General features: G+C 38.2%; 19 protein-coding genes and 1 pseudogene. 18 read left to right on the forward strand and 2 right to left on the reverse strand.

The window, feature by feature from the left end; all coding sequences use genetic code 11:
• Positions 1 to 15 precede the first annotated feature (15 nt).
• From OS139_RS10430 to OS139_RS10490, 13 genes are all read left to right on the forward strand, one after another.
• Entirely contained in the window at positions 16 to 1,791 is a 1,776-nt protein-coding gene (locus OS139_RS10430; protein ID WP_033655708.1) for an HTH domain-containing protein, read from the forward strand.
• Positions 1,792 to 1,848: 57 nt separating this feature from the next.
• Positions 1,849 to 3,744, forward strand: a complete 1,896-nt coding sequence (locus OS139_RS10435; protein ID WP_002331941.1) for a beta-glucoside-specific PTS transporter subunit IIABC — start codon at positions 1,849 to 1,851, stop codon at positions 3,742 to 3,744.
• Positions 3,741 to 5,198, forward strand: a complete 1,458-nt coding sequence (locus tag OS139_RS10440) for a glycoside hydrolase family 1 protein (protein WP_002300024.1) — start codon at positions 3,741 to 3,743, stop codon at positions 5,196 to 5,198. Before OS139_RS10435 ends, OS139_RS10440 begins: the two co-directional genes overlap by 4 nt.
• A 583-nt stretch (positions 5,199 to 5,781) precedes the next feature.
• Positions 5,782 to 6,216, forward strand: coding sequence for a MarR family winged helix-turn-helix transcriptional regulator (locus OS139_RS10445; RefSeq protein ID WP_002328305.1), 435 nt, complete (start codon positions 5,782 to 5,784; stop codon positions 6,214 to 6,216).
• Between the two features lie 102 nt (positions 6,217 to 6,318).
• Positions 6,319 to 7,410, forward strand: a complete 1,092-nt coding sequence (locus OS139_RS10450; protein ID WP_002328304.1) for an NADH-dependent flavin oxidoreductase — start codon at positions 6,319 to 6,321, stop codon at positions 7,408 to 7,410.
• 29 nt (positions 7,411 to 7,439) lie between these two features.
• Positions 7,440 to 8,117, forward strand: coding sequence for a type 1 glutamine amidotransferase domain-containing protein (locus OS139_RS10455; protein ID WP_002319529.1), 678 nt, complete (start codon positions 7,440 to 7,442; stop codon positions 8,115 to 8,117).
• Positions 8,118 to 8,459: 342 nt separating this feature from the next.
• A complete protein-coding gene (locus OS139_RS10460; RefSeq protein WP_002294670.1) occupies positions 8,460 to 9,755 on the forward strand; it encodes an NAD(P)/FAD-dependent oxidoreductase in 1,296 nt (431 codons plus the stop codon).
• On the forward strand, positions 9,745 to 11,205 hold the full coding sequence (locus tag OS139_RS10465) for a helix-turn-helix domain-containing protein (RefSeq protein ID WP_002331940.1): 1,461 nt from the start codon (positions 9,745 to 9,747) through the stop codon (positions 11,203 to 11,205). Before OS139_RS10460 ends, OS139_RS10465 begins: the two co-directional genes overlap by 11 nt.
• Before the next feature lie 135 nt (positions 11,206 to 11,340).
• Entirely contained in the window at positions 11,341 to 12,837 is a 1,497-nt protein-coding gene (glpK, locus tag OS139_RS10470; protein WP_002294668.1) for a glycerol kinase GlpK, read from the forward strand.
• Between the two features lie 13 nt (positions 12,838 to 12,850).
• Positions 12,851 to 14,674, forward strand: a complete 1,824-nt coding sequence (gene glpO / locus OS139_RS10475) for a type 1 glycerol-3-phosphate oxidase (RefSeq protein WP_002307900.1) — start codon at positions 12,851 to 12,853, stop codon at positions 14,672 to 14,674.
• Positions 14,675 to 15,391 carry an MIP/aquaporin family protein gene (locus tag OS139_RS10480; RefSeq protein WP_002292560.1) on the forward strand — a complete coding sequence of 239 codons (717 nt, stop codon included), beginning with the start codon at positions 14,675 to 14,677 and terminating at the stop codon, positions 15,389 to 15,391.
• A 305-nt stretch (positions 15,392 to 15,696) separates the two neighbouring features.
• Positions 15,697 to 17,625 (forward strand): endonuclease MutS2, encoded by a 1,929-nt coding sequence (locus OS139_RS10485; RefSeq protein ID WP_002331939.1) that lies wholly within the window; start codon positions 15,697 to 15,699, stop codon positions 17,623 to 17,625.
• Positions 17,626 to 17,750: 125 nt separating this feature from the next.
• Positions 17,751 to 18,305, forward strand: a complete 555-nt coding sequence (locus OS139_RS10490) for a CDP-alcohol phosphatidyltransferase family protein (RefSeq protein ID WP_002294657.1) — start codon at positions 17,751 to 17,753, stop codon at positions 18,303 to 18,305.
• A gap of 772 nt (positions 18,306 to 19,077) precedes the next feature.
• Here OS139_RS10490 and OS139_RS10495 read toward each other — a convergent pair.
• Both OS139_RS10495 and OS139_RS10500 read right to left on the reverse strand, forming a co-directional pair.
• Complete coding sequence (locus tag OS139_RS10495) at positions 19,078 to 19,392, reverse strand: DsrE family protein (protein WP_002321527.1); 315 nt, start codon at positions 19,390 to 19,392, stop codon at positions 19,078 to 19,080.
• A 13-nt stretch (positions 19,393 to 19,405) separates the two neighbouring features.
• Positions 19,406 to 19,666, reverse strand: a complete 261-nt coding sequence (locus OS139_RS10500; protein ID WP_002294653.1) for a metal-sensitive transcriptional regulator — start codon at positions 19,664 to 19,666, stop codon at positions 19,406 to 19,408.
• A 169-nt stretch (positions 19,667 to 19,835) separates the two neighbouring features.
• Here OS139_RS10500 and OS139_RS10505 point away from each other — a divergent pair, with 169 nt between their 5' ends.
• The 5 genes and pseudogenes from OS139_RS10505 (at position 19,836) to OS139_RS10525 (ending at position 26,009) form a co-directional block, all read left to right on the forward strand.
• Entirely contained in the window at positions 19,836 to 20,150 is a 315-nt protein-coding gene (locus tag OS139_RS10505) for a rhodanese-like domain-containing protein (RefSeq protein ID WP_002294651.1), read from the forward strand.
• A gap of 1 nt (position 20,151) precedes the next feature.
• The gene (locus OS139_RS10510) at positions 20,152 to 21,807 is read left to right on the forward strand and encodes an FAD-dependent oxidoreductase (RefSeq protein WP_002331313.1); all 1,656 of its coding nucleotides are present in this window, start codon (positions 20,152 to 20,154) and stop codon (positions 21,805 to 21,807) included.
• A gap of 82 nt (positions 21,808 to 21,889) precedes the next feature.
• Positions 21,890 to 24,025 carry a HelD family protein gene (locus OS139_RS10515; protein ID WP_325066911.1) on the forward strand — a complete coding sequence of 712 codons (2,136 nt, stop codon included), beginning with the start codon at positions 21,890 to 21,892 and terminating at the stop codon, positions 24,023 to 24,025.
• A 174-nt stretch (positions 24,026 to 24,199) separates the two neighbouring features.
• Positions 24,200 to 24,709 carry a hypothetical protein gene (locus OS139_RS10520; protein WP_002307905.1) on the forward strand — a complete coding sequence of 170 codons (510 nt, stop codon included), beginning with the start codon at positions 24,200 to 24,202 and terminating at the stop codon, positions 24,707 to 24,709.
• Positions 24,706 to 26,009: pseudogene (locus tag OS139_RS10525) on the forward strand (glycosyltransferase family 2 protein). The gene OS139_RS10520 and the pseudogene OS139_RS10525 overlap by 4 nt, the downstream one beginning before the upstream one ends.
• Positions 26,010 to 26,054 lie beyond the last annotated feature (45 nt).

The following is a 26,054-nucleotide window of genomic DNA, read 5'->3' on the forward strand; positions in this document are numbered from 1 at the left end:
AGAGGTTTTTCCTGTATGTTTATAACAAAGAGGAGGTGTAAGCAAATGGACTTAAATAAACGACAACTCCAAATTCTTGTAGTATTAAGAAATAAGAATCATTGGATAACAAGCGAAGAATTAGCTGAAGCTTTAGGTACCAACAAGAAAACGATCCAAACTGAAATCAAAAATATGCTTGCTATCTACGAGAAGAAAATCATTATCCAGTCAAATAAACGTTCAGGTTATTTTTTAGAATCAATTGAATCTGAAACTAAACAGCAAATCATACAAGAGGTGACGAAACATAAAATCTATTCCAGCATGGATTTCCGAGCTTCAACTATTGTGACGTACTTATTGTTTCAAAAAGGGTATGTCAGTATGCAAAAGATAGCAGACATTTTCTTTCTTTCAAAAACAGCCGTATCATTACAAATAAAAACGATTTTGCGTTGGATCGAGCGCAATCCTAAATTAGAACTGGAAGTTTCGTCGAAAAAAGGACTAAAAATCATTGCTGAAGAAAATTCAAAAAGAATTTTCTTATCTCTTGTTGGAACAGAAACAGTGATCCAACACGCAAGGTTGCCTCAACAAATCAGTACAATTTTTTCCAATATCATGCCGACTGTCCAAAAGACATTAAAAGAGGTTCTTATATCATATAATTATATTGTTTCAGGAGAGGACTTCATACGATTTTCTCGGTATCTCGTTTTGACCATTCTTCGAAGAGAAGAACTTTTAGAAAAAACAAACAGGTATACATTATTTATTCCGATGGTAGAGACCCTCACAAAAAAGTTATCATCAGAACTACCCTATTCTTTTTCCAATCAAGAAAAACAAGCAATTGAAAATCGACTATTAGAGTTAAATTATTTGATGATCAATGATGAAAAAAACAAAGAAATAGAGAAGAATCTAAGAGCATTTGAGCAAACGATTATTCGTTTTTTAGATCTTCCTGTTTCGTTATTGTTCCATGAAACAGAATTTTTGCTAACCCATATCAAACAAATGAAAACGAGGATGGATGCCGGACATAATACCATGAATCATTTTGTACAAAAGATCATCTCACGTTATCCTTTAGAAATTTATTTAATTCGGCGTTTCTTCCCAATACATTTTCAATTACGTCCCAACTTAGCTGAAAGCGCTTATTTGGTTTTGTATCTTGCCGAAGCGTTGAATCCTTTTCGAAAACAAGGGGAGATACTGATTGTTAGTAACCAGCCAATTAGTATTTTGAATACACTAAAAAAACAGATTCAACAAAGTATGAACATGTGGATCAAAGAATGCCAGATAGAACCAGTGTATCTTTTCAAAAATCAATCAAACAAAATAACGGAATATGATGCAATTTTGACTACTGAGCAAGAGCTTATTTTTGAGTGGGATGATTTGATTTATCTACCTAGTGTTTTAGATGAGTTTGAATCTTCGGAGATTTATCAGATTTTGCGTGAAAAGCTGACCATAGTTGAAGAAAAAAAGAAAACAAAACTGCTTGATCATTACTACAAAGAAGAAAATCAAATAAAAATCCATAAAAAGATAGATTCCATTCAGCAACTAATCTCTCCTAGTTCTGACCTAGTTATGCTTCCGTTAAATGCTGAGACTTTGTTGTGCTGTCTTATCAAAAGCCAAGTAGAAACAAAAATCACAGAGTATCAGCTTGAGATACCACTTATATATCAGCAAAGGAAGATCAAGCGTGTTTTTTTTGTCTCCTTTGACTATAAGAGAAACGATATACTTGTTTTCTTTCAAGCAGTGAGTGATTTGCTCGGCTAAGTAAACCATACACACTGTTGTACAGTTTCGTTCGCTATTAGAAGGGGTACTAATTGAATGGAGAAACCGTTTTCTAAGAACTATACTTATCTTGTAAGAAGGATTGCTACGGCATTAATTAACAAGGGGGAAGGAAAAATGGACTATTCACAATTAGCGAAAGATATTGTCCGATTTGTCGGAGGCGAAGAAAATGTCAGCAATGTTTACCATTGTGCAACAAGGTTACGCTTTACCCTAAAAGATAATAAGAAGGCAGATAAGGAGAAGGTAGAGCAACTAGAAGGTGTGATCACTGTAGTCGAAGCTGGAGGAATGTTTCAAGTCGTAGTAGGAAATGCAGTAAATGAAGTGTATGACGTATTATCCAAACAAATGAAACTAGAAGATGATGCATCTAGTGGAAAGAGAGGAACTGAGAAAAAAGGCATTTTAAACTCTTTTATAGACATGATCGCCGCTGTTTTTGCCCCGACTTTAGGCGTCTTGGCAGGAAGTGGTTTGATCAAAGGAGTACTCGCCTTATGTACGAGTTTGAATTTATTAACTACTGAATCAGGAACTTATATCATTTTGAATGCAGCAGCTGATGCATTTTTCTATTTCTTGCCTATATTTTTGGCATATACTGCTGCAAAAAAGTTCAATACAGATCGTTTCATCGCTATGGTTGTTGCAGCAGCTCTCGTTTATCCTACGATTGTCAGTGCATATAGTGATAGCATAACCTTGCGATTTCTAGGGATGCCCGTGATTCTAGCAAGGTATACAAGTACGGTTATTCCAGCAATTTTAGCTGTATGGGTTCTTTCTTATATTGAGCCTAAGATTCGCAAAAGCTTGCACGAAAGTATTCGAAATCTATTGACACCATTCATTTGTATCATCGTGATGGTCCCAATTACTTTATTAGTTGTAGGTCCAATTGCAGATTATGCAAGTCAGCTGATTGCAGCTGGATATTTAGCTGTTTATAACTTTAGCCCTGTTTTATCTGGTGCTGTTATCGGCGGATTTTGGCAAGTGTTAGTGATTTTTGGGTTACATTGGGGACTTGTACCAGTAATGACCAACAATCTTTCTTTCTACGGTCGTGATACGCTAGGTCCAGCATGTATGACTGCCGTAGCTGCGCAAGCAGGAGCAGTACTTGGGGTATTTTTGAAAACGAAAAATAAGAAAGTAAAAAGTTTATCTTTATCTGCATTTATCACAGCATTATTTGGAATCACTGAACCTGCTGTTTATGGTGTGACTCTTAAATATAAAAGACCATTTTACATTGCTTGTATATGTGGAGCTATATTTGGTGGAGTAGCTGGTGCCGCAGGAGCCGGTGCTTTGGCAGTTGCTACAAGAAGTATTTTGTCTTTCCCGATTTATATTGGTGAAGGATTTGTTTGGCTAGTTGCTAGTTATTTCTTAGCGATGATCAGTTCCTGTATGCTAACTTTTCTTTTCGGCTACAAGGATGAAATCGAAGAAGAATCCTCAAAGGATATAGTGTTAAGTACTCCTGCAGCAGGTGAAATAATTGATTTATCTGAAGTAAACGATCCAACATTTGCTAGTGGATCTTTAGGAGAAGGGTTTGCGATCATTCCAACGGACGGAAAAATCTACAGTCCTGTAAATGGGGAAGTTTCAACAGTTTTTCCAACGAAACATGCAATTGGGGTAGTCAGTGAAGAAGGAGCAGAGATACTGATCCATATCGGTATTGATACAGTGAATTTAAATGGCAAATACTTTCAAAGTGCAGTATCTGATGGAAAAAAAGTACGTAAAGGCGATTTATTGATGGAAGTAGATTTGCAAGAATTAATCAAAGAGGGATATGATCCGACCACAATGGTTATTGTTACAAATAGTAGTAGATTCAAAAATATCATTACTAGTCATAAGAAAAATAATCAAACGAGAAAACTAGCAAGTTTAGGGGGATCGATATGAAAAAATTTCCAGAAGGATTTTTATGGGGCGGAGCGACAGCGGCCAATCAATGTGAAGGTGCATGGGATGTAGATGAAAAAGGATTATCTGTGTCTGATGTGTATACATTCGACAGCGATTTACCTAAAGAAAAATGGACAGATCAATGGCATATGATGACGCATCAGCAAGTAAAAGCGGCGCAGGATCCCAACAGCAAGTATTATTATCCTAAAAGACACGGAAATGATTTCTATCATCACTTTAAAGAAGACATCCGTTTATTTGCTGAAATGGGTTTTAAATGCTATCGGATGTCTATCGCATGGACAAGAATTTTTCCTCATGGTGATGAAGAAACACCCAATGAAGCGGGATTATTTTTTTATGATCAAGTGTTTGACGAATGTCTAAAATATGGGATTGAGCCAGTCGTTTCTCTTTCCCATTATGAAATGCCGTTATATTTGGTTACAGAATATGGTGGATGGCCTAATCGAAAGCTTATTCAGTTTTACGTTCGTTTCGCTGAAACAGTATTCAAACGCTATAAAAATAAAGTAAAATATTGGATGACTTTCAATGAAATCAACTGTGTAAAACATCACCCTTTTGTTAGCGTAGGAGTAATTGAAGAAAACCATCCCCATTTGGAACAAGCGAAATACCAAGGTGCACACCATCAGTTTATAGCAAGTGCTTTAGCTACAAAAGCTTGTCATGAAATTATCAAAGGTTCACAAGTCGGTTGTATGATCAGCTATCAGCTTCTTGTTCCGTATTCTTGTGATCCGGATGATATTCAAAAAACAATTGAGCAGCAAAGAACTTCTTTGTTCTTTAGTGATGTTCAAGCAAGAGGATATTATCCAGCGTATACGCAACGAATGTTTGAAGAAAAAGGTGTCAACTTAAAAATAGAAGTAGGTGATGAAGAAATCTTAGCAGCCTACCCTGTTGATTTTGTTTCTTTTAGCTACTACATGTCTAGTGCAGTCAGTGCTCATCCAGAAAATTTGGAAGGGGTCCAAGGAAACTTAATAACTGGAGGAATTAAAAATCCGTATCTTCCATCAAGTGAATGGGGCTGGCAGATTGATCCTAAGGGTTTGAGAATTGCTTTGAATCAATTATATGATAGGTATCAAAAACCACTGTTCATAGCTGAAAACGGACTCGGAGCTATAGACAAAGTAGAAGAAGATGGAACCGTTCAAGACGATTACCGCATTGACTATTTGAAGCAGCATATTGAGCAGATGAAGGAAGCTATCGAAGATGGAGTAGATTTATTTGGTTATACGTCGTGGGGCTGCATTGATATCGTCAGCGCTTCTACTTCACAAATGTCAAAACGTTATGGATATATCTATGTTGATCAAGATGACGAAGGGAATGGCACAAAGAAACGGTTAAAGAAAAAATCATTTGATTGGTACAGACAAGTCATCCAATCAAATGGCGAAATCCTATAATAAAAGGAAATAAGGGACTGTGACAAAAGTCTTGTCACAGCTCCTTCTTTACGAATAAACAGTATTCTCCTGCCAACTCCTCGATCACAAGTCACCATAGTCATAAAACATGAGAAGCTGTTTTTTGAAATTGCTCCTTGTGACTCGGAGTTCAACGGCAGGCTCACGACCTCTCAATAAACGGTGTACAATCAGCTGACCATCGGCATTAGCTCAAAAAACGACAAAATATGAGGAACTATTTTTGTTTGGCTGTTCTTATTACTTGATGCAGGACGACTTTTTCACAACCTCTGATATAAACGGTGTTCAAAAGCCAGTTTTTCGGTATTAAGCCAAATTTATGCAAAAATGTGGAAAGCCATTTTCACAAAATTTTTCTTCATACTCAAAACTAAACGACTTTTTCACAACCTCTGATTCACGGTGTTCCAGAAGGAGTTTTGTCGAAAACAAGCCGAATTTCTTTGAAGATGGCTACTTCTTTTTCTCAAATCTAGACAGAGGAGGCGGTCATTATTACGAGTTTTTTGACAAAAAATAAAAATCATACTATGATATGTACGCTAATGGAGGGGATGAAATGGAAAAGCCAATTGAAAAAGCGTTAGATGAATGTCTTTTCTTTAGCGTGAAAAAGCTAGATCGCATGTTGAATAAATTAGCTGATGAAGCGTTTAGAAGGACAGGTCTGGCACCAACTTATGGTTTTATTTTATTGATATTAAAAGAAAAAGACGGAATACCACAAAAAGATATTGCACAAATGCTCTATTCCGCTCCATCAACGATTGCTCGTTTTGTTGAAAAATTAGAATATAAAGGATACGTCAAAACAGTTAGCGAAGGTCGCTTGTCATTAGTTTATCTTACAGAACAAGGACGCCAATTTACTAAGGAAGTCGATGGTAGCTGGGAAGAACTCCATCAGTCGTACAAAGCAGTCTTGGGAAATGAAGCAAGTAAAGAATTAGCCGAGATAATGAATGAAGCAACAGATAAGTTACAAAAAAAATAAAAATTTTTTTAAGCAAATTAGTTGCATGTGCAACTAACAGAGTAGTTTAATGATAGATGATTCTCGATAGGTTAATCAGAGCGAATTATGGGAGGAATGACAATGTCACAATTTGATCAATCAATTACTTTACCTTCAGGAGTTCAATTGAAGAACCGATTGATGCTGTCGCCTATGACGACACAACTCAGCTTCTTCAATGGAGTGATCACCGAAGATGAGATCACTTATTATAAACAACGTTCTAAAGGACTTGGTGCTGTTATTACTGGTGCTGCAAATGTCCAAGATATCGGAAAAGGCTGGCCAGGTGAACTGAGCATCGCTCACGATGAAATGATTCCTCGGTTAAGTGAACTAGCTAAAGCAATCCAAGGAGAAGGTGCAAAAGCGATTGTTCAGATTTTCCACGGTGGACGAATGACTAGTCGAGCTACTCTATCAGGAGAACAGCCTGTATCTGCAAGTGCAGTTGCAGCGGAACGACCTGATGCAGAAACACCGCGAGCATTAAGTGAAAATGAAATCAAAGAAACAATCCAAGCATTTGGCGAAGCCACACGCAGAGCGATTGAATCAGGATTTGATGGAATCGAGTTGCATGGAGCAAATACGTATTTGATTCAACAATTTTTCTCTCCGCATTCGAATAGACGAGAGGATCAATGGGGCGGTAGCTTGGAAAGTCGTTATCGTTTTATTGAAGAATTATTAACAACGGTTTTCTCAGCGGTTGAACAATATGCTAAAAAACCATTCATCGTAGGGTATCGTTTCTCACCAGAAGAATATGAAACACCAGGTATCCGTTTTGAAGACACGATCTGGCTTCTTGAACGATTACGTGAGTCAAAACTAGATTATCTGCATGTTTCATTAAATATGTATGATCGAATAGCTCGTTCTGATAAATACAACGATAAATCGATTCTTGAAGTGGTCCATAACACGATTCAAGGAAAGATCCCTTTAGTTGGTGTCGGTGGGATCCGCAATCGCGAAGATGTAGAGCAGGTATTGAAATATGCAGAACTTGCAGCAATTGGACAGCAAATGATCGTCGATCCTGACTGGGCAGAGAAATTATTGGAAAACCGTGAGGATGAATTTGTAACGAAACCCTTCGAAGAAGCATATAAAGAGCTTTATTTGCCAAGTCCATTATATAATTTCTTGAAAGCACGTTATCAATAACGCAATTTTTATAGAAAGAGGATGGGAAAATGAAAGTATTGATCGTATTAACAAATGTAGAAAAGTACGAAAAGATCGAGCGTCCTACAGGTTTGTGGTTAAGTGAACTGACTCATTTTTATGATGTATTAGTAAAAAATGGGATCGATGCAGATTTTGTCAGTCCTAAAGGCGGATATGTACCTTTAGAACCGCAAAGTGTTTTGAATATGGATGAAATCGATTGGGCCTATTATAAAGATGAAGATTTCAGAAATCGGGCCTTGGGAAATACCTTACGTCCTGATGATGTGGATGCAAATGATTATGCAGCGGTTTATTATGCTGGTGGCCACGGAACAATGTGGGATTTTCCAGAAGCAATAGATCTTGGGAAAGTCGCTTCACAAATCTATCGAAATGAAGGGCTGGTCTCAGCTGTTTGTCACGGTGTTGTAGGATTGTTGCCAGTTACAGATGAGTCTGGAAAATCTATTTTAGCTGGACGTACGGTGACTGGGTTCAGTAATGAAGAAGAGGAAGCAAATGGTACAACGAATGAAGTACCATTCTTAGCAGAAGATGCTTTGAAAGAAAAAGGAGCAAACTATCAGTCTGGTGGAGCTTTTTCAGAAGTGGTTCACATTGATGGGCGGCTTCTTACAGGGCAAAATCCTCAATCTGCTCATCAATTAGGCGAAGCAGTTGTTGAAGCATTAAAGAATTAAAAATTGTTAGCATAAAAATGATGTGTCTATTCTAACTATTACATTACACACACTAAAACTCGTCTTTTCGTTCTTTTCTGTTTCCTATTTGGACAGAGGTACGTAAAAGGCGAGTTTTTTTCTTTTATAAGAGTACATTTTTTGAAACATCTCTTCAGAAATGATACTCTTCAATTAGGTCCACTAGTATATTATTAAGAAGCAGACCTAGAACACGGTATGATGGAGAGGGTTGATTCTGCTGCATCGCTATGTATCACAAGGTTGAAAGCGAGTTATGAATACTGTGTTTTCTGATTGAGAAGTTAGCAGTAGAACACCTTATAAGAAAGAGGAATGCAGATGAACATTGTAATTGTCGGCGGGTCGTTTGCAGGGATTCATGCGGCTATTTATCTTCGCCAATTGATGCCAACAAGTGAAATATATTTGATTGAAAAGCAATCGAAGTTAGGATGGATTCCCAGCGGGTTCAATTTGATATTAAAAGGAAAGGTTACCAGTGAAAAACAACTTTCTTGGATCACGAAAGAAGAACTGACTGACCGCTATCGAATCCATGTTTACACAGAAAAGACAGTAATAGGATTGAAAGAAAAAAAAGTCGTTTTAGCAGGAGGAAAAAAATTGGATTTTGATCGTTTGATTCTAGCGACTGGTTCAAATCAAAAGTTTCGAAATATTTCTGCAGAATCAACGCTTATTCACCCAGTTAAAAAGATACAAAACGTAACGGCTCTTCAGCAAAAGATCATGAATGCAAAGAAAATTGCAATTATTGGTGCAGGACAAGCAGGAATCGAAATAGCTGAAGGTTTGGCATCAAGAAAAAAACAAATCCATCTTTACGAAAGCCGAAAGTCAATTCTTTTTCGTTATCTAGATCCTGAAATGACAGAACCGTTAGTAAAGGAAATGAAAAATCAAGGGCTTTCACTTTTTTTAGAAGAACAAGTTGTGTCTTTGACCGAAAATGAAACCGCTATTGTAGAGACGGAAAAAAGAAAGGAGAACTATGATCTTGTTTTGCTGGCTAATCATTCTCGCCCCGACAATCAGATGTGGGAAGAACAATTAACATTGAATGATGATGGAACGATCTGGGTAGATGACTACTTGCAAACGTCTCAAAAAGACGTTTATGCGATTGGCGATGCGATCCAAGTAACTTTTCGTCCAACAAATGAAAAAATGTATGTTTCTCTAGTAAATAACGCTGTCCGTACAGCACGAAATGTCAGCAAGACAATTAGTGGCTCACAGACAAAGGATCAGGGAACCTATCGTCCAGTCGGCAATCAGTGGTTTGGCTATTTCTTAGGAAGCGTAGGTTTGACAGAAGAAGAGAGCATTTTTTATCCCCAAAAAATTGAAACAGGATACGTAGACTACAAGCTTACAGCAATAAATCAAAGCAAAGTTAAACTCAAATTTCTATTTGATTCTGAAAAAAAGATTCTTGGAGCACAGCTCCAAAGCAAAAAAGAGATGTTCCACCTTCTTGACCAACTGACAATTGCAGTAGAAGAAGGATGGACGTTTGAACAGTTAGAAGAACATGAGCTATTTTTCCAGCCAGAATACCGTGTGCCAGATATGGTGTGGTCAAAGGTGGCGAATACTGCCTATGAAGATTGAAGCATTATTAGAAAGAAAAGAGCAGTTACAGATCCTGATTTTGCGAAACCTTGTTCTGCAAGGAGGAACAGCCTCTATCAATGGTTTGAGAGAGCATGTCCAACTGTCAAAAGCCTCGTTTGATCAATATTTGGAAGATATTGAATTGATTGGCCGAATGATGGAAAAAAAAGTAGAAGTACAGCGAAATGAGTATCAGGCGCTGCTGGTGTTGGACGAAGATGTAAGTTTGGAAAAAATTCTATTGTTTTTATTGCAGGAAAGCTTGAAGTTTAAGATGCTCGTCTATTTATTAGAACATCAGCAAGTATCCATCGTTCGATTAGCGACAGCGTTTAATATCAGTGAGTCTTCTGTTTTTCGAAAGATCAAAGAATTGAACCAGCTCTTAGAGGAATTTGGATTACAAATCAAAAACGGTCAATTATACGGAGAAGAGCTACAGATACGATATTTTTATTATGAACTATTCCAATATGTCCCGGAAGATCAGCGACCGCTTTTTTTGCAAAATACACCAGAAAAAAGACCGTTCATTCTAGGATTGGACCGTGTATTAGAAACAACGTTTACGGCATCAGCAGAAGCACAGATTGCTTGCTGGCTCGGGATTACGAAAAAAAGACTATTGAATGAAAAAAGTACGTACGCAACTTTGAAAGAAAAGAAATTACTCTATCAGTCGGACCGGCTTTATCAAGCAATCGATCCAATCATCGTGATGCATCTTAGTCGAACAGCAGCAGAACTGAATGTATACGAAACAATGATGTTTTACAGCTTTTTTGTTTCTTTTTCGATAGTAGACGAAGAAATATTTTATCAGTATGATTTGACACGGAGCAAAAAGTTACCAACCGCTGTTTTAGATACTTACATTCGGGAAACGATGTTATGGCATTATCGTCCTCGTCGTTTGAAAATCAAAGAAGAAAAGGCAGTAGGCTACCAAATTTCCCAGATCAACAATGAATGGTTTTTCTTTGTTGGAAAGATCGAAGTCTATGAGCGTGATCGGCTTTTGGAACAGCAGCAGAAAATGCTCGGGCATTCCTTAACACAGTTACTGGCGAAATTACAGGAAACAGCGGTGCAGCAATTGCCTAGGAAAAGAGCTGAAGACAGTGAGCTTAGTTACCTGATGATTCAGTATGCCAATGTTCTTTTGATGATCGATTTTTATATTGCAAAACCAGTAGTGATTGGAATCGATTTAGAAAGTCTGCCGATTTATCGTATTGCTTTTCAACAATATCTGATCAGAGAACTGAGGGGAATCGGCGGTATTGAGATTGGAAGTTATGAAGAAGGTAAAGAATATGATTTGGTGATCACATTTTGCCAGAGAAACAAAAAACAGTGTGAATATTATCTGTCAGAATTTGCGTCACCTTACGACATTATTCGATTGAAAAGAAGAATAGAGACGCTGAAAAAAGAAAAGAATTGATTAAAAAATAGCTTCATAATAAAAAACTGTCAAAAAAAGAAAAAAAGAATAAAATTTTGACAGTTTCTTTTTTTAAAACAGTAGTATGATAAGAGTAGTTAAAGAAAGCGTTTGCATATAATGGAGGGAATCACAATGACAGAATCAACGTATATCATGGCGATTGACCAAGGTACAACTAGCTCACGAGCAATTATCTTTGACAAGAAAGGAAGACACATCGGCAGTTCTCAAAAAGAGTTCACGCAATATTTCCCGCAAGAAAGTTGGGTGGAACATGATGCAAATGAAATCTGGAATTCTGTACAGTCAGTTATTGCCGGAGCGTTCATCGAATCAGGGATCAAACCAAATCAGATTGCTGGGATTGGCATAACGAACCAGCGTGAAACAACAGTAATCTGGGAAAAAGATACAGGACGTCCAATCTATCATGCAGTTGTTTGGCAATCCAGACAATCAGCTGGAATTGCAGATAACTTAAAAAATGAAGGCTATCAAGAATTTTTCCACGAAAAAACAGGGCTAGTGATCGATGCCTATTTCTCAGCAACGAAGATTCGCTGGATTCTTGATCATGTAGAAGGTGCGCAAGAACGCGCTGAAAAAGGCGAGTTAATGTTTGGAACGATTGATTCGTGGTTAGTATGGAAACTGACCGATGGGCAAGCGCACGTTACTGATTACTCGAATGCCAGCCGGACGATGTTGTTCAATATCCATCAGCTAGATTGGGATCAGGAGATTTTAGATTTACTAAATATTCCTCGAGTGATGTTACCAAAAGTCACTTCTAACTCAGAAGTTTATGGTTATACGCAAGGTTATCATTTTTATGGAAGTGAAGCACCAATTTCAGGGATGGCAGGAGACCAGCAAGCCGCATTATTCGGACAAATGGCATTCGAACCAGGCATGGTCAAGAATACTTATGGTACAGGTTCATTTATTGTCATGAATACCGGTGAAAAACCGCAATTATCCAAAAATAATTTATTGACGACAATTGGTTACGGCATAAATGGAAAGGTTTACTATGCTTTAGAAGGAAGTATTTTTGTGGCTGGTTCTTCGATTCAATGGCTGAGAGATGGACTTCAAATGTTGCAAAAAGCTAGCGATTCAGAAGACGCAGCGAAACGCTCTACAAGCGAAGATGAGGTCTATGTTGTTCCTGCATTTGTTGGACTGGGTGCTCCTTATTGGGATCAGGCAGCACGAGGGGCTATGTTTGGTTTGACACGTGGAACGACAAAAGAAGATATCATTAAAGCTACTTTGCAGTCGATTGCCTATCAAGTGAGAGATATCATCGATACGATGCAAGATGACACTGGAATCAAGATTCCTGTATTGAAAGTGGATGGCGGTGCAGCAAATAATGAATATCTGATGCAATTCCAAACAGATATCTTGAATGTACCGATCCAACGAGCAGAAAACTTGGAAACAACGGCGCTAGGGGCAGCATTTTTAGCAGGATTAGCTGTCGGCTATTGGAAAGATACAGATGAGATCCGTGAATTTTATGAAGCTGGTAAGCTATTTGAAGTTCAAATGGAGGAAGAGCGCCGGGAAAAACTTTACAACGGTTGGAAAAAAGCAGTAAAAGCTACCCAAGCATTTGAATAAGGAGGAAATCCATATGTTTTCAAACAAGACAAGACAAGATAGCATTCAAAAAATGCAGCAAGAAGAATTGGATCTGTTGATCATCGGTGGCGGAATCACTGGTGCCGGTGTGGCAGTCCAGTCAGCAGCATCAGGAATCAAAACAGGATTGATCGAAATGCAGGATTTTGCAGAAGGGACTTCCTCTCGCTCGACCAAACTTGTTCATGGCGGTATTCGTTATCTGAAGACATTTGATGTGGAAGTAGTAGCTGACACAGTTGGTGAACGTGCAGTCGTACAAAGTATTGCCCCACACATCCCAAAACCAGATCCAATGCTTTTGCCAATCTATGAGGGCGAAGGAGCAACAACCTTCAATATGTTCTCGGTCAAAGTAGCAATGGACCTTTATGACAAACTGGCAAATGTGACAGGAACCAAATATGAGAATTATACGCTGACACCAGAAGAAGTATTGGAAAGAGAACCGTTTTTGAAAAAAGAAGGGCTAAAAGGCGCGGGTGTCTATCTAGATTTCCGCAACAATGATGCCCGTTTAGTGATTGATAATATCAAAAAGGCTGCCGAAGATGGGGCTTATCTAGTAAGTAAAATGAAAGCGGTTGGCTTTTTATATGATGGCGATCAAATCGTTGGCGTCAAAGCTCGTGACTTGCTGACAGATGAAGTGATCGAAATCAAAGCAAAATTAGTGATCAATACGAGTGGTCCTTGGGTAGATAAAGTACGAAACTTGAATTTTACGCGTCCAGTCTCTCCTAAAATGCGTCCAACTAAAGGGATCCATTTAGTTGTAGATGCGAAAAAACTGCCTGTACCGCAACCCACATACTTCGATACAGGAAAGCAAGATGGGCGAATGGTTTTTGCTATTCCAAGAGAAAACAAGACTTACTTTGGTACGACAGATACGGATTACCAAGGAGATTTTACGGATCCGAAAGTCACACAAGAAGATGTAGATTATCTATTGGATGTGATCAATCATCGCTATCCAGAAGCAAATATCACATTGAAAGATATCGAAGCAAGCTGGGCAGGACTTCGTCCACTGTTGATTGGTAATTCTGGTTCTGATTACAATGGTGGAGATAATGGATCGATTTCAGACAAGAGCTTCAATAAAGTTGTCGATACAGTAAGTGAATATAAGGAAAACAAAGTTTCTCGTGCTGAAGTAGAAGACGTGTTGAACCATTTGGAAAACAGCCGTGATGAAAAAGCACCTTCTACGATTTCCAGAGGTAGTTCTTTAGAAAGAGAACCAGATGGCTTGCTGACTTTATCAGGCGGGAAAATCACCGATTACCGTAAGATGGCAGAAGGAGCTTTGCGATTGATACGCCAATTATTAAAAGAAGAATACGGAATAGAGACGAAAGAAATCGATTCTAAAAAATATCAGATTTCAGGTGGAAATTTCGATCCAACGAAATTAGAAGAAACAGTAACAGAATTGGCAAAAGAAGGAGTAGCAGCCGGCTTAGAGGAAGAAGACGCTACTTATATCGCTGATTTTTACGGGACTAATGCTCGACGTATCTTTGAATTAGCAAAAGAAATGGCACCTTATCCTGGTTTGAGTCTCGCTGAGTCAGCTCGGTTACGTTATGGATTAGAAGAAGAAATGGTTTTGGCCCCAGGCGATTATCTCATTCGTCGTACAAATCATCTGTTGTTTGAACGAGATCAGCTTGATGAGATCAAGCAACCTGTGATCGATGCAATTGCTGGGTATTTTGGGTGGACAGAAGAGGAGAAGGCGCAACAGACTAAACGTTTAGAAGCATTGATTGCAGAATCAGATCTGCGGGAACTAAAGGGGGAGAAATAAATGAACAGTGATATGACTCAAATCATGGGGGAGTTTATTGGGACACTGATCCTAGTTTTGCTTGGAGATGGTGTGTGTGCGGCTGTGAATTTAAACAAAAGTAAAGCACAGGCTTCTGGCTGGATTGTCATCGCATTTGGTTGGGGACTCGCTGTAACAATGGCTGTCTATATTTCTGGATTCATGGGCCCAGCTCATTTGAATCCTGCAGTCTCTCTAGCTATGGCGATGACAGGGGCAATTAGTTGGAATCTCGTCGTTCCTTTCATCATTGCACAAGTTTTAGGAGCTTTTGCAGGGGCTATTCTTGTTTGGCTTTCTTATTTGCCACATTGGAATGCAACGAAAGATGAAAGCGCGATTTTAGGAACGTTTGCAACAGGCCCTGCTATACGGAATTATCCAGCAAATGTGATCACAGAATTAATTGGTACATTTGTATTAGTTCTTGGGTTGCTAGCTTTTGGACAAAACGAATTTGCACCTGGAACGAACGTATTCGCTGTAGGCGGATTAATCTTGGCAATCGGTCTTTCATTAGGAGGGCCAACAGGATATGCAATCAACCCTGCTCGGGACTTTGGTCCTCGATTAGCTCATGCGGTATTGCCAATAGCTAATAAAGGTACTTCAGATTGGGCATATTCATGGGTACCAATTGCAGGGCCAATGATCGGAGCAATTATCGCGGTAGGTGTCTATTCATTAATGGTGTAAATCTATAAAACATACTAAAGTTTGACAACCAAAATGTGTCTTGCTATAGTTAAGTGGAAAATAAATAAGACCTAGAAGAATGGGGTATGTTTTGTGAGTGTAGCTGGTATCTAATCAGTAAGTCGAATAGCCAATAAACAAAGTTTATTTGGTGTGCTTATGAAACGGTACCTGTCAGGAAAACAATATCTTTGTATTCTAATAAGGATAGGACATGACTTTTTTAAGCTGTGTTCTATCCTTTTATTTATCTCTAGGCCCTTATTTATTTTGGGACAGGTATCTCTTCAAGAAAAGGAGAGAGTATGAACAACGAAATGATTAGTCAATTACAATTTGATCGGATCAAAAAGGAAATTCAAGCAAGAGCGATTGGAAACTATAGCAAAAAACGAATCAGCGATATGACGGTCTCGACAAACCTACAAACTGTCTTGGATCGTCAAGAAGAAACAAGAGAAGCACGCTTGATCTTAGAAAGCAGTCAGCATGTTCCATTTATGGGGTTGCCGAGGATCGATGCACTGACAGAACAAGTCAAAAAAGGGTTGATTCTGCAGCCAACCGATTTGATCGAATATGCAGATTTTCTTAGAAGCAGTCGAATGATCACAAAGTTTTTTGATAAGAATCAATACCAGACACCCTTGTTGTTTGCTTATAGCAAACATCTTCCTGATTTGATAAATGTAGAAGAGTTGATTGACCAGAAAATAAAAAATAATAAAGTCAGTGACGACGCGTCACGTAATTTGCGTAAAGTACGCAAACAATTACAACTAATCGAAAAAGAAATCCAGTCAAAATTACTGAAATTCTTGCGTCATCCGAAAAACAAAGAAATGATCCAAGAAGCAATGATTGTTCAAAAAGGCGAATACTATACGATTCCTATCAAAGCCAGCTATAAAAATAAAATAGATGGAACGATTATCGATGAATCAAATAAAAGAACGACGGTTTTTATTGAACCAACTGTGATTTCTAAATTGAATGAACACTATCAGTTGTTAAAAGCTGAAGAAATCAGTGAAGAATATCAAGTCCTGGCGGCATTGACTGGTGCTATCGCAGAAAACGAAGAAGTGATCGATTTATTGATCGAAACGATCACGGTGTTAGATATCATCTTTGCTCGGGCAAAATTTAGCCGAGAAATCAATGGAATCACACCTAGAATCAATAAATCGGAACATATCATTATCAAGCAAGGCAGACATCCATTTTTACCTGAGCATGCGGTACCATTGGATGTTGAAATCGGTAAAGACTATCGAGGCTTGATTATCACCGGAGCAAATGCCGGAGGCAAAACAGTCGTGTTGAAGACGGTCGGTTTATTGACTTTGATGGCGATGTTCGGTATGCAAGTTCCGGCAAAAGAAGGGACAGAGCTTGCTGTCTTTGATGAGATTTTCGTCGATGTCGGTGACCACCAAAATTTAGAAAATGCGTTGAGTACATTTTCTGGTCATATGCAAAACATCGCTGCTATTTTGAAAAAGATAAAAAGGAATACGTTGGTACTTTTAGATGAGATTGGCAGTGGAACAGAGCCAAATGAAGGGGCTGCACTAGCGATCGCAATCATGGAATCTATGTATGAGCAGGGGGCATTGATCATTGCCACGACCCATTATGGAGAAATCAAGAAATTCGCCGGAGATCATGAAGATTTTGTGCCGGCTGCTATGGCTTTCGATCGTGAAGCACTTCGTCCTAAATATCAGTTGCGGGTTGGAGAAACAGGAGAAAGCCAAGCTTTGTGGATTGCTCATAAAATGGATATGTCGATGAAATTGATCCATCAAGCAGAGCGTTACTTGGCGGAAAAAGCCTATCGGACACAGAAAAAAGAATTTCTTCCTAAGACAGCAGTTACAAATAGGAAGGAGAATAAAAAAGAACGCCAGCTCTTTGCAAAAGGTGATCGGATATTTGTCAATGAATACCAAAAAGAAGCGTTAGTTTATGAAGATATAGGTGAAGATACGATTGATGTATATTTAGACAAAAAAATAATCCACGTGCCTCGTCAGCGTGTTCGTCTGGTGTGTTCAGCAGAAGATCTGTACCCGACAGGTTACGATTTAGACAGTCTGTTTATCGATTATAAAACACGTAAACGGCAGCGTGACCAAGAGCGAGGATCAAAAAAAGCTCATAAAGTACTAGTAAAAGAAATGCGCAAACGACAGGAAGAAAGAAGAGTAAACGATGAAAACAGCAAGTGATTATCTCAAATTAGCTCATAATATCAGTGGCTGTAAAGAAAAATAAAAACAGTGAAATCATTGGTTTTATTCCCCGTGTAAGCTAAAATAAAAAGAAAAGAGTGCTGAGGAGGTGGGGCGATAAAATGAAATTAAGCACAGACTGGCGTAAAGAAATACAAACGATTCCGAATCTTTTATCGATATTCCGTATTTTTTTGCTGCCGATTTATCTTTATTTTGTGCTGAGACAGTCATTTTATATAGCAGGAGCGGTCATTGTTGTCTCAGGTTTGTCTGATTATCTAGACGGGGTCATTGCTCGGAGATATAATCAGGTAACAGACTTAGGGAAGGTGCTTGATCCGTTTGCAGATAAATTGACACAACTTTTTCTGATTTTGTCTATGGCATGGTATCGACCGTGGCTTTGGCTGTTGTTTGGTCTATTCTTGATAAAAGAAGGCTTTATGTTTGTAGCTGGATTAATCGGGCTATCTAAAAATATCAAATTAAGTGGAGCGAAGTGGTATGGCAAAGTAGCGACTGCTGTCATCTATGTTGGCATGATCCTTTTGCTGCTTTTCCCAGAATTACCAACGTTGTGGGTGAGAGTCATTTTTGCCGTCATCACTTACGGTCTTTTACAATCTTTTGTCTTGTATGCTGTCGAGTACCGAAAGATGTTTCAAAGAAAATAAAAAAGGGGTGTGACCTATGTCGCACTCCTTTTTTTGATAAATAGACTCCCAGTAGCTACTTCTCGATAATAAGCCAACCAAACCAAAAACAGGAGAAGTTGTTTTTGAAATTATTTCTTGTGATTCGGAGTTAAATGGTAGGCTCACAACCTCTTGGTAAACGGTGCTCAATCAGCTGACCTTCGGTATTAGCTCAAAAAACGGCAAAATATGAGCAGCTATTTTTCCGTTTGTTTCTCTAATACTCAGGTCAAACCGCTGATTTTACAACCTCTTCCTTAAACGGTGTTCAAAAGCCAGTTTCTCGGTATTAAGCCAAATTTATGCAAAAATGTAGAAAGCCATTTTCACAAAATTTTTCTTAATAATCGAAACTAAGCGACTTTTTCACAATCTCTTCCTTAAACGGTGTTCAATCAGCTGACCTTCGGTATTCGCTCAAAAAACGGCAAAATATGAGGAGCTATTTTCCCTTTTTTTTCTCTAATACTTAGGTCAAACCGCTGATTTCACAACCTCTTTCTTAAACGGTGTTCAAAAGCTTGCACCTGCGGTAATAAGCCCAACCAAACGAAAAATATGAGAAGCTATTTTTGTTTGGCTGTTCTTATTACTTGATGCAGGACAGCTTTTTCACAACCTCTGATTCACGGTGTTCCAGAAGTAGCTTCTTCGAAAAATGAGCTGAGATTTCACAAAAATTTGAGAAGCAATTTTCGTAAATTCCTTCTTATTTCTTGAAGATGACCACTTCTGTCGCAACCTCTACTGACTAAGGCTTGATATAAGCATAACCTTGGGATTGCAGTTCAACTAAATCAAGGACACCTGCTGGTACAACGATTACTTGTTCAGGTAAAGAACTTTCTGAAATATGATTAGCACGCATAGCATTGGCGCAAGCGTGAAAAACGACTCCTTGCAAATCTAAGAATTCTGCATTGGCAGAGTCTAGATAACCGGTAATCGCAATGCCGTTTACAGATACGACAATCGTTGTTTCTGGAGAAGCTTTTATCAGGTTTTTTACGTTTTTCCCTGTTTCTGACCATTTTTCTAATTCATCAATATGGAAAACGACTTTCATTGAAATCATTCCTTTACTTTTTAATAATCATCTTGATCGCTTGCTCTAATTTAGCCGCTTGTTCTTCTGGATTACTATCAGGTTTCTCAAAGCAATTTTTCAGATTATCTGCAACGATCATGCCCATTACGCGATCAATACTAGAACGAACAGCGCTTAATTGAGTGATGACATCCATACATTCTTTTTCGTCTTCGATCATTTTTTGGATACCACGAATTTGTCCCTCTGTACGTTTCAAACGGTTCAGGATATTTTTATTATCAATCTCCATAACACATTCTCCTCTATTTTTATAATTAGATAATACCCCTTATCGGTATTTTATGCAAATATAAAAAGTAGTGAAAAAAATGAAGAGTCATTCTGGTTGACATATTAATAAAGCTCCTGTTTAATATACCCCATGAGGTATTTATAAAAATGTAAATGAGGTGCAGAAAATGAATTTGCTATTTCAATCAATAAAATCGATAACAGTCCCAGAATTAAAGGAAAAGCTTTTGGAAAATCCAGCGTTACTTGATGTTAGAACACCTGCAGAATACCGGGGTGGGCATATAAAAGGAGCTAAAAATGTTCCATTACAAAGTATAAACAGATATGATGGAGACAAAGAAAAGACCGTCTATGTGATTTGTCAATCAGGGATGAGGAGTAAACAAGCAGCTAAAGAATTAAAGAAATCTGGTTATGATGTAGTGAATGTACGTGGTGGCATGAATCAATGGTTTGATCGAACAGTAGGAGGGAAATAAGATGAAAATCGTTATTGTCGGAGGTGTAGCAGGTGGAATGTCTGCTGCTACACGGCTTCGCCGATTAATGGAAGATGCAGAAATCGTTGTTTTTGAAAAAGGACCGTATGTTTCTTTTGCAAATTGCGGCTTGCCTTATTATCTTTCGGGAGAAATCAGTGAACGGGAAAATCTTCTTGTCCAAACGCCAGAATCATTATCCGCTCGTTTTTGTTTAGATGTGCGTCCAAATCATGAAGTGACAGCCATCTTTCCCGAAAACAAAACGGTAGAAGTCGTACATGAGGGTCAAAAACACATTGAACAGTACGATGCATTGGTTTTATCTCCTGGTGCAAAACCAGTTGTTCCATCGATTCCAGGGATAACAGAAGCCGACAATGTTTTTTCTATTAGAAATGTACCAGATATCGATAAAGTGATGCATGCATTAGAAAAACAGCCAAAGCGTGCCGTGATCGTTGGTGCTGGATTCATCGGATTGGAAATGGCAGAAAACCTAAAAAGAAGAGGTTTAGAAGTCATGGTGATCGAACAAGCACCACATATTCTTCCGACACTGGATGAAGAAATGGCAGCTTTTATAGAAAAAGAATTGTCTCATCAAGGAGTAGAAGTGATTACTTCTCATGCTGTCGCTGGATTTGAAGACCACGGGAAACGATTGCGACTGGATGATGGGCGTACCATCCCTGCTGATTTAGTTATTTTATCCATTGGTGTTCGTCCTGATAACCAGCTAGCAGTGACTGCTGGAATCGAATTGGGTATACGCGGGGGTATCCTAGTAGACGAACGATATCAAACGAATATTCCTGATATTTATGCGGTGGGGGATGCTATCGTTGTAAAACAGCAAATCACTGGAAAAGATGCACTTATTTCTCTTGCTTCACCAGCCAATCGTCAAGGTAGACAAGTTGCGGACACGATTTCCGGAATTTCTCGAAGAAATCAAGGCGGTATTGGAACAGCAATTATACGAACGTTTGGAATGACTGCCGCATCCACCGGATTAAGTGAAAGAACAGCCAAAGAAAACGAGCTGTCTTTTGAAGTCGTTCATGTGTCAGGAAAAGATCATGCAAGCTATTATCCAGAAGCAACAGATATTTTACTGAAGTTGATCTTCCATCCAGAGACTGGCGAGATTTATGGTGCACAAGGTGTTGGGGCAAAAGGTGTGGATAAACGGATCGATATTTTAGCAACAGCAATCAAAGGGCATTTGACGATCTTCGATTTGCCGGAGTTAGAATTGACGTATGCACCGCCATTTGGCTCAGCCAAAGATCCAGTAAATATGCTAGGATATGCAGCAATGAACATTGCAGAAGGGCTTAGTGAAACCGTACAATGGCATGAATTGCCGACAGAACTAGCAAAAGGAAAAATTTTATTAGATGTGCGAACAGCAGAAGAATTGGAAAAAGGCAAATTCAAGGAAGCCAAACATATCCCTTTGAATGAACTTCGGGACCGATTAGATGAATTAGACAGCCAGCAAGAATATATCGTCAGCTGTCATAGTGGACTACGTAGCTATCTAGCGGAAAGAATCTTGAAGCAGTCTGGCTACCACGTAAAAAACCTTGATGGTGCATTTTCTTTATATCAAACTGTCCGACCAGAAGAACTGATATATCCTAACAAATAATACTCGTTAAAAAGCTTGCATTCGACTCTTAAAAGAGGTAGACTGATCGGTTCCACCACTTTAAAAAAAGAGGAGAATGTGTATGGTCAACACACAAAAGCAGTTAGAAGAAGCATATCTGAAGAACGTGTATCAAAAGCTAATCGATAAAAGAAACGAACTGCGGGAATCGATGGATACGGCAAAAATAGAAGGAAACCAGTCGCTGAAAGAAATGGCTGGCGATCTTCGATTGAACTTTGACAGTTATTTAGATAATTTGGATACTTTTTCGATGATTGAAATGAAAAATAGAGAAATCGATCAGATGAATATCAAACAGAAAAACGCAGAAAATCAGCTGGCAAAGATCGAACGTTTGTTGAAAAGTCCCTACTTTGGAAAAGTCGTTGTAGATTTTCTAGTTAATGAGCCACAAGAATCCTTTTATATTGGTACAGCAAATTTCACAGATGATGCAGATGAGAATCTTGTTTATGATTGGCGATCGCCAATTGCCGAACTTTTTTACAATAACATGATTGGTCCATCTTCTTATACGGTTCGTCAAAATAAAATCGATACGGTTATTAAAGAAAGACGACAATTTATTTTGGAAAGAGATCGTTTGATCAAGTTTTTTGATACGTCTGTAGCTATTCAAGATGACGTATTATTAGAAGTCTTAGGCCAAGATGAGACCAATGAAATGAAGGCTATCACAGCTACGATCCAATCGGAACAAAACACAATCATTCGGGATGTGAAAAGTCAAAATATCTTGGTAAATGGCGTAGCAGGAAGTGGTAAAACCTCTGCTATCATGCAGCGTATTGCGTATCTGCTCTATTTATATCGAGATACGATGACATCTGATGACTTGCTGATTCTATCACCTAATCATCGGTTTATCGACTATATTTCGAATGTCCTACCATCATTAGGTGAAAGAAATCCACTGAATCTAACCATCATACAGCTGGTTTCACAGCTTTCAGCAGAGGAAATAGAAGGTGAAGAGGCTTATTTCAAACGTATCATGGGAGAAAATGTATCGGAGCAGACAGAACGTTTGCGTAGCAAAAAGTTTGTCGATAATCTAAAACAATCAGATCCTTTGTTTTTAGATCATCCGAATTTTATCCGTGGACTTACTAAAAATGGAAAAACAGTCCTTTCTAAAAAAACGATCGAAAAAATATATGAGAAAGTTCCTGCTCATCCTAAATTGATCGATAGGCTTCAAGCAACGAAAAAGGTACTGATGAGCGAATGGAAGAATCATCTTTTGAAACAAGCAAAAAGTCCTGCTGTGCAGAATCAGGTACTCTCGTTGACAGAAGATAGGCAGTTGGAATTATTCGGTAAATTGATTTCTGATGATTCGGAACAAAGTATTGCAGCTTATGCAAGGAAACTTTTACAAAAAAAATATCGAAAAATAACCAGACAAATCGAAGAAATGGCATGGGTGGAGGAGCATCAGTTGTTTGAAAGAATTTATGAAAAACGATATGGCTCAGCTTATGCTTGGCAACCCACACGTACTGTTGATGAAGCAGTCATTATATTAGCTATTCGTCATTTACTTGTTGAAAAGGTAAATGTACCAGCATTTCGCTATCTATTGATTGATGAAGTACAAGATTATACCCTGGCACAATTAGGTCTATTGATCGAATTATTTCCAAAAACTCACTTTACTTTAGTAGGTGACGAGAATCAGGCAATCTTTAATTCTTCCACTACTTTTGCTGATATTATGCATTGTTTCGACGACTACCATCTGCCGATCCATCGGTATGATCTTAGAAATAGTTACCGTTCTAGCGGAGCAATCACAGAGCTTTTCAAAACCTATGCTGTGGATCAAGAGAAGATCGACATCGTATCGATCCGACCGCAAGGAAAAGAACCCGAATACCGCTCTTTTCGATCCTCTGAAGAATTGTTGAAAATACTAGCTGAGATTTTGGTTTCTCTAAAAGGAGAAAAAGCGGCAGTTATCACCCAAACAGAAGAGGAAACCCAAACGCTACAAGAATCGATTAAAAAAAATTCATATGGATTAGAAAACTGCCAAATCATTCCTTTGAGTCTAGCAAAAGGACTGGAATTTGATCATGTAATCTTATATCCATTTGAAAACGATGGAGATGAGCAAAGAAGACGCAGACAAATGTACACGGCGATATCTAGAGGAATGAAAAGCATTGTCGTATTGGAAAGAGCAACATAATTAAGAGATAAAAAATAAAAAGAACAACTGATAAAAAGAACAAAATATTTTTCATTTGCTGATGAGAAATGTTTTGTTCTTTTTCTTAGGAAAAATTTAGGAACACTTTATGTGAAAAGAAATGAAATGTATGGTAAACTCCTACGTCGTAACAAAAAAACGTGAGGTGAGGATATGAAAAAAGTAACAAGAGAAGAAGTTGCATCAATTTTGGTGAAAGATAAGTATTTTTCAAAAGGTAATTACTGGTTAAAGATTTGGCAAACGTTAGTGGCTCTTTTAGGATGGATGATCGTTGTTCTTCCTTTTATATGGGTGTTTTTCCCATTAACGAGACCAGAAAGAGCCAAGGATTTTTCCTTGTACGCTTTTTTATCAGAAAAGAAAATGCTGTATTTCTTAATCGGCTTTTTTGTATTGATTTTTTTCAGTTTCCTGATTACCTCATTTGTATTGACTAGGTGGAACAATCGAAATCTATACAAAAAAGTAAATAAATCTTTTGAATATGAAGATGAAAAATTGAAAAAAAGACAAGAATTACTTGAAGAAGTGTATACGGAACGTTTTGGAACAAAAGAAGAGAGAGAAACGGTCCGTTTTTATTCTGTCTCCGCGGAGCAAAATCTAGATACGACATTCATTGCAGATTTGTATAAAGAAAATGGGGTGGAACTGAAATGATCTCAATCACCCATACAGGTAATTTATTCTTAGATACTTGTTTGTCTATTATGTATTTTTTTCTCGTTTCTTATCCGATTTTAGGCGGATTTGTATGGTTTATTGGTGTCTGGTGTTATGTGTTTTTATACAAACATAAGCAAAAAGAATGGGTAGATGTTCCCTTGAGTGTCGAACCGTTCATCACGATCATGGTGCCAGCCCATAATGAAGAAATTGTGATCGAAGATACAATCGAGTATTTGATGACGAAATTGAATTATCACAACTATGAGGTATTAGTGACAGACGATGGTTCAACGGACCAAACACCAGAAATATTAGCTAGACTGATGAAAAAATACGCTAATCTTCGTGTGGTTCGGATCGAAAAAAATAAAGGAAAAGCCCCGCGTTTAATATCGGACTTGCCTTTGCAAAAGGGAAATTGATTTTAAGCAATGATGCAGACACGGTACCGGAGCCAGATGCACTGATTAGGTATGTGAATTATTTCATTCGCCCTGGTGCAAGACATATTGCTGCGGTCACTGCAAATATGGATGTCCAAAATCGTACCAAATTGATTGCAAAATCTCAAACGGTTGAATTCTCAAGTATCGTGGGTATCATCAAACGAACACAGTCAGCTGTTTTCGGTGGTCTTTATGCGTACAGTGGAGCAAATACGATGTATCGAAAAGAAGCCTTGATCGATGTGGGCGGATTCAGACAAGATCGAGCGACAGAAGACATCAGTGTTGCTTGGGATCATCAGTTAAATGATTGGGTATCTGTATTTGCTCCTGGGATCATCTTTTTCATGGAAGTACCTGTGACGTTGAAGATGCTATATCGACAAAGAAAACGTTGGGCAAAAGGTGGAACAGAAGTCTGGCTGACGAATTTCAAAAAAGTGATGCTCCATCCTTTTAAACATATTGGAAGAACGATCATCTTCATTGATCAAACATTGAGTATTGTCTGGTCAATATTCTTTTGTATTTCCGTAGTTCTTTTTGCTGGATTAATCGGGCATTATGTATATCAAGGAAACTACGAACAGATTTATATTACTTTTACATTCAGTTTTGTGTTCATCTGCTTTGAAATGGTCGCAGGATTTTTCCAGTTGCTAGCTTCGCTGATTGTAGATGATCGACGAAGAAAATTGAAATACCTTCTTTTCGCACCACTATATATGCTTTTGTTCTGGATAGTGAACGCGATAACGATCGTGACGACTTTCATTCCAGCAGTCAAAACGATTTTAGGTTATGGAAGCGGGACATGGAAAAGCCCGGAACGTACAAAAAAATAAAAGATGCACCGTTTTTTAGACAAACAGCCTGTTGTGTTTATGGTT

Origin of the sequence: Enterococcus sp. E4-223 (assembly GCF_035727065.1) — a bacterium.
GTDB lineage: Bacteria > Bacillota > Bacilli > Lactobacillales > Enterococcaceae > Enterococcus_B > Enterococcus_B faecium.

Bases quoted from the DNA above. Each gene is read 5' to 3' on its own strand.
- OS139_RS10480 (WP_002292560.1), top strand. From the start codon at position 14,675: ATGAACAGTGATATGACTCAAATCATGGGGGAGTTTATTGGGACACTG.
- OS139_RS10430 (WP_033655708.1), top strand. From the start codon at position 16: ATGTTTATAACAAAGAGGAGGTGTAAGCAAATGGACTTAAATAAACGA.
- OS139_RS10435 (WP_002331941.1), top strand. From the start codon at position 1,849: ATGGAGAAACCGTTTTCTAAGAACTATACTTATCTTGTAAGAAGGATT.
- OS139_RS10455 (WP_002319529.1), top strand. From the start codon at position 7,440: ATGAAAGTATTGATCGTATTAACAAATGTAGAAAAGTACGAAAAGATC.
- OS139_RS10490 (WP_002294657.1), top strand. From the start codon at position 17,751: ATGAAATTAAGCACAGACTGGCGTAAAGAAATACAAACGATTCCGAAT.
- OS139_RS10440 (WP_002300024.1), top strand. From the start codon at position 3,741: ATGAAAAAATTTCCAGAAGGATTTTTATGGGGCGGAGCGACAGCGGCC.
- OS139_RS10520 (WP_002307905.1), top strand. From the start codon at position 24,200: ATGAAAAAAGTAACAAGAGAAGAAGTTGCATCAATTTTGGTGAAAGAT.
- OS139_RS10465 (WP_002331940.1), top strand. From the start codon at position 9,745: ATGAAGATTGAAGCATTATTAGAAAGAAAAGAGCAGTTACAGATCCTG.
- OS139_RS10495 (WP_002321527.1), bottom strand. From the start codon at position 19,392: ATGAAAGTCGTTTTCCATATTGATGAATTAGAAAAATGGTCAGAAACA.
- OS139_RS10445 (WP_002328305.1), top strand. From the start codon at position 5,782: ATGGAAAAGCCAATTGAAAAAGCGTTAGATGAATGTCTTTTCTTTAGC.
- OS139_RS10505 (WP_002294651.1), top strand. From the start codon at position 19,836: ATGAATTTGCTATTTCAATCAATAAAATCGATAACAGTCCCAGAATTA.
- OS139_RS10515 (WP_325066911.1), top strand. From the start codon at position 21,890: ATGGTCAACACACAAAAGCAGTTAGAAGAAGCATATCTGAAGAACGTG.
- OS139_RS10510 (WP_002331313.1), top strand. From the start codon at position 20,152: ATGAAAATCGTTATTGTCGGAGGTGTAGCAGGTGGAATGTCTGCTGCT.
- glpK (WP_002294668.1), top strand. From the start codon at position 11,341: ATGACAGAATCAACGTATATCATGGCGATTGACCAAGGTACAACTAGC.
- OS139_RS10500 (WP_002294653.1), bottom strand. From the start codon at position 19,666: ATGGAGATTGATAATAAAAATATCCTGAACCGTTTGAAACGTACAGAG.
- OS139_RS10485 (WP_002331939.1), top strand. From the start codon at position 15,697: ATGAACAACGAAATGATTAGTCAATTACAATTTGATCGGATCAAAAAG.
- glpO (WP_002307900.1), top strand. From the start codon at position 12,851: ATGTTTTCAAACAAGACAAGACAAGATAGCATTCAAAAAATGCAGCAA.
- OS139_RS10460 (WP_002294670.1), top strand. From the start codon at position 8,460: ATGAACATTGTAATTGTCGGCGGGTCGTTTGCAGGGATTCATGCGGCT.
- OS139_RS10450 (WP_002328304.1), top strand. From the start codon at position 6,319: ATGTCACAATTTGATCAATCAATTACTTTACCTTCAGGAGTTCAATTG.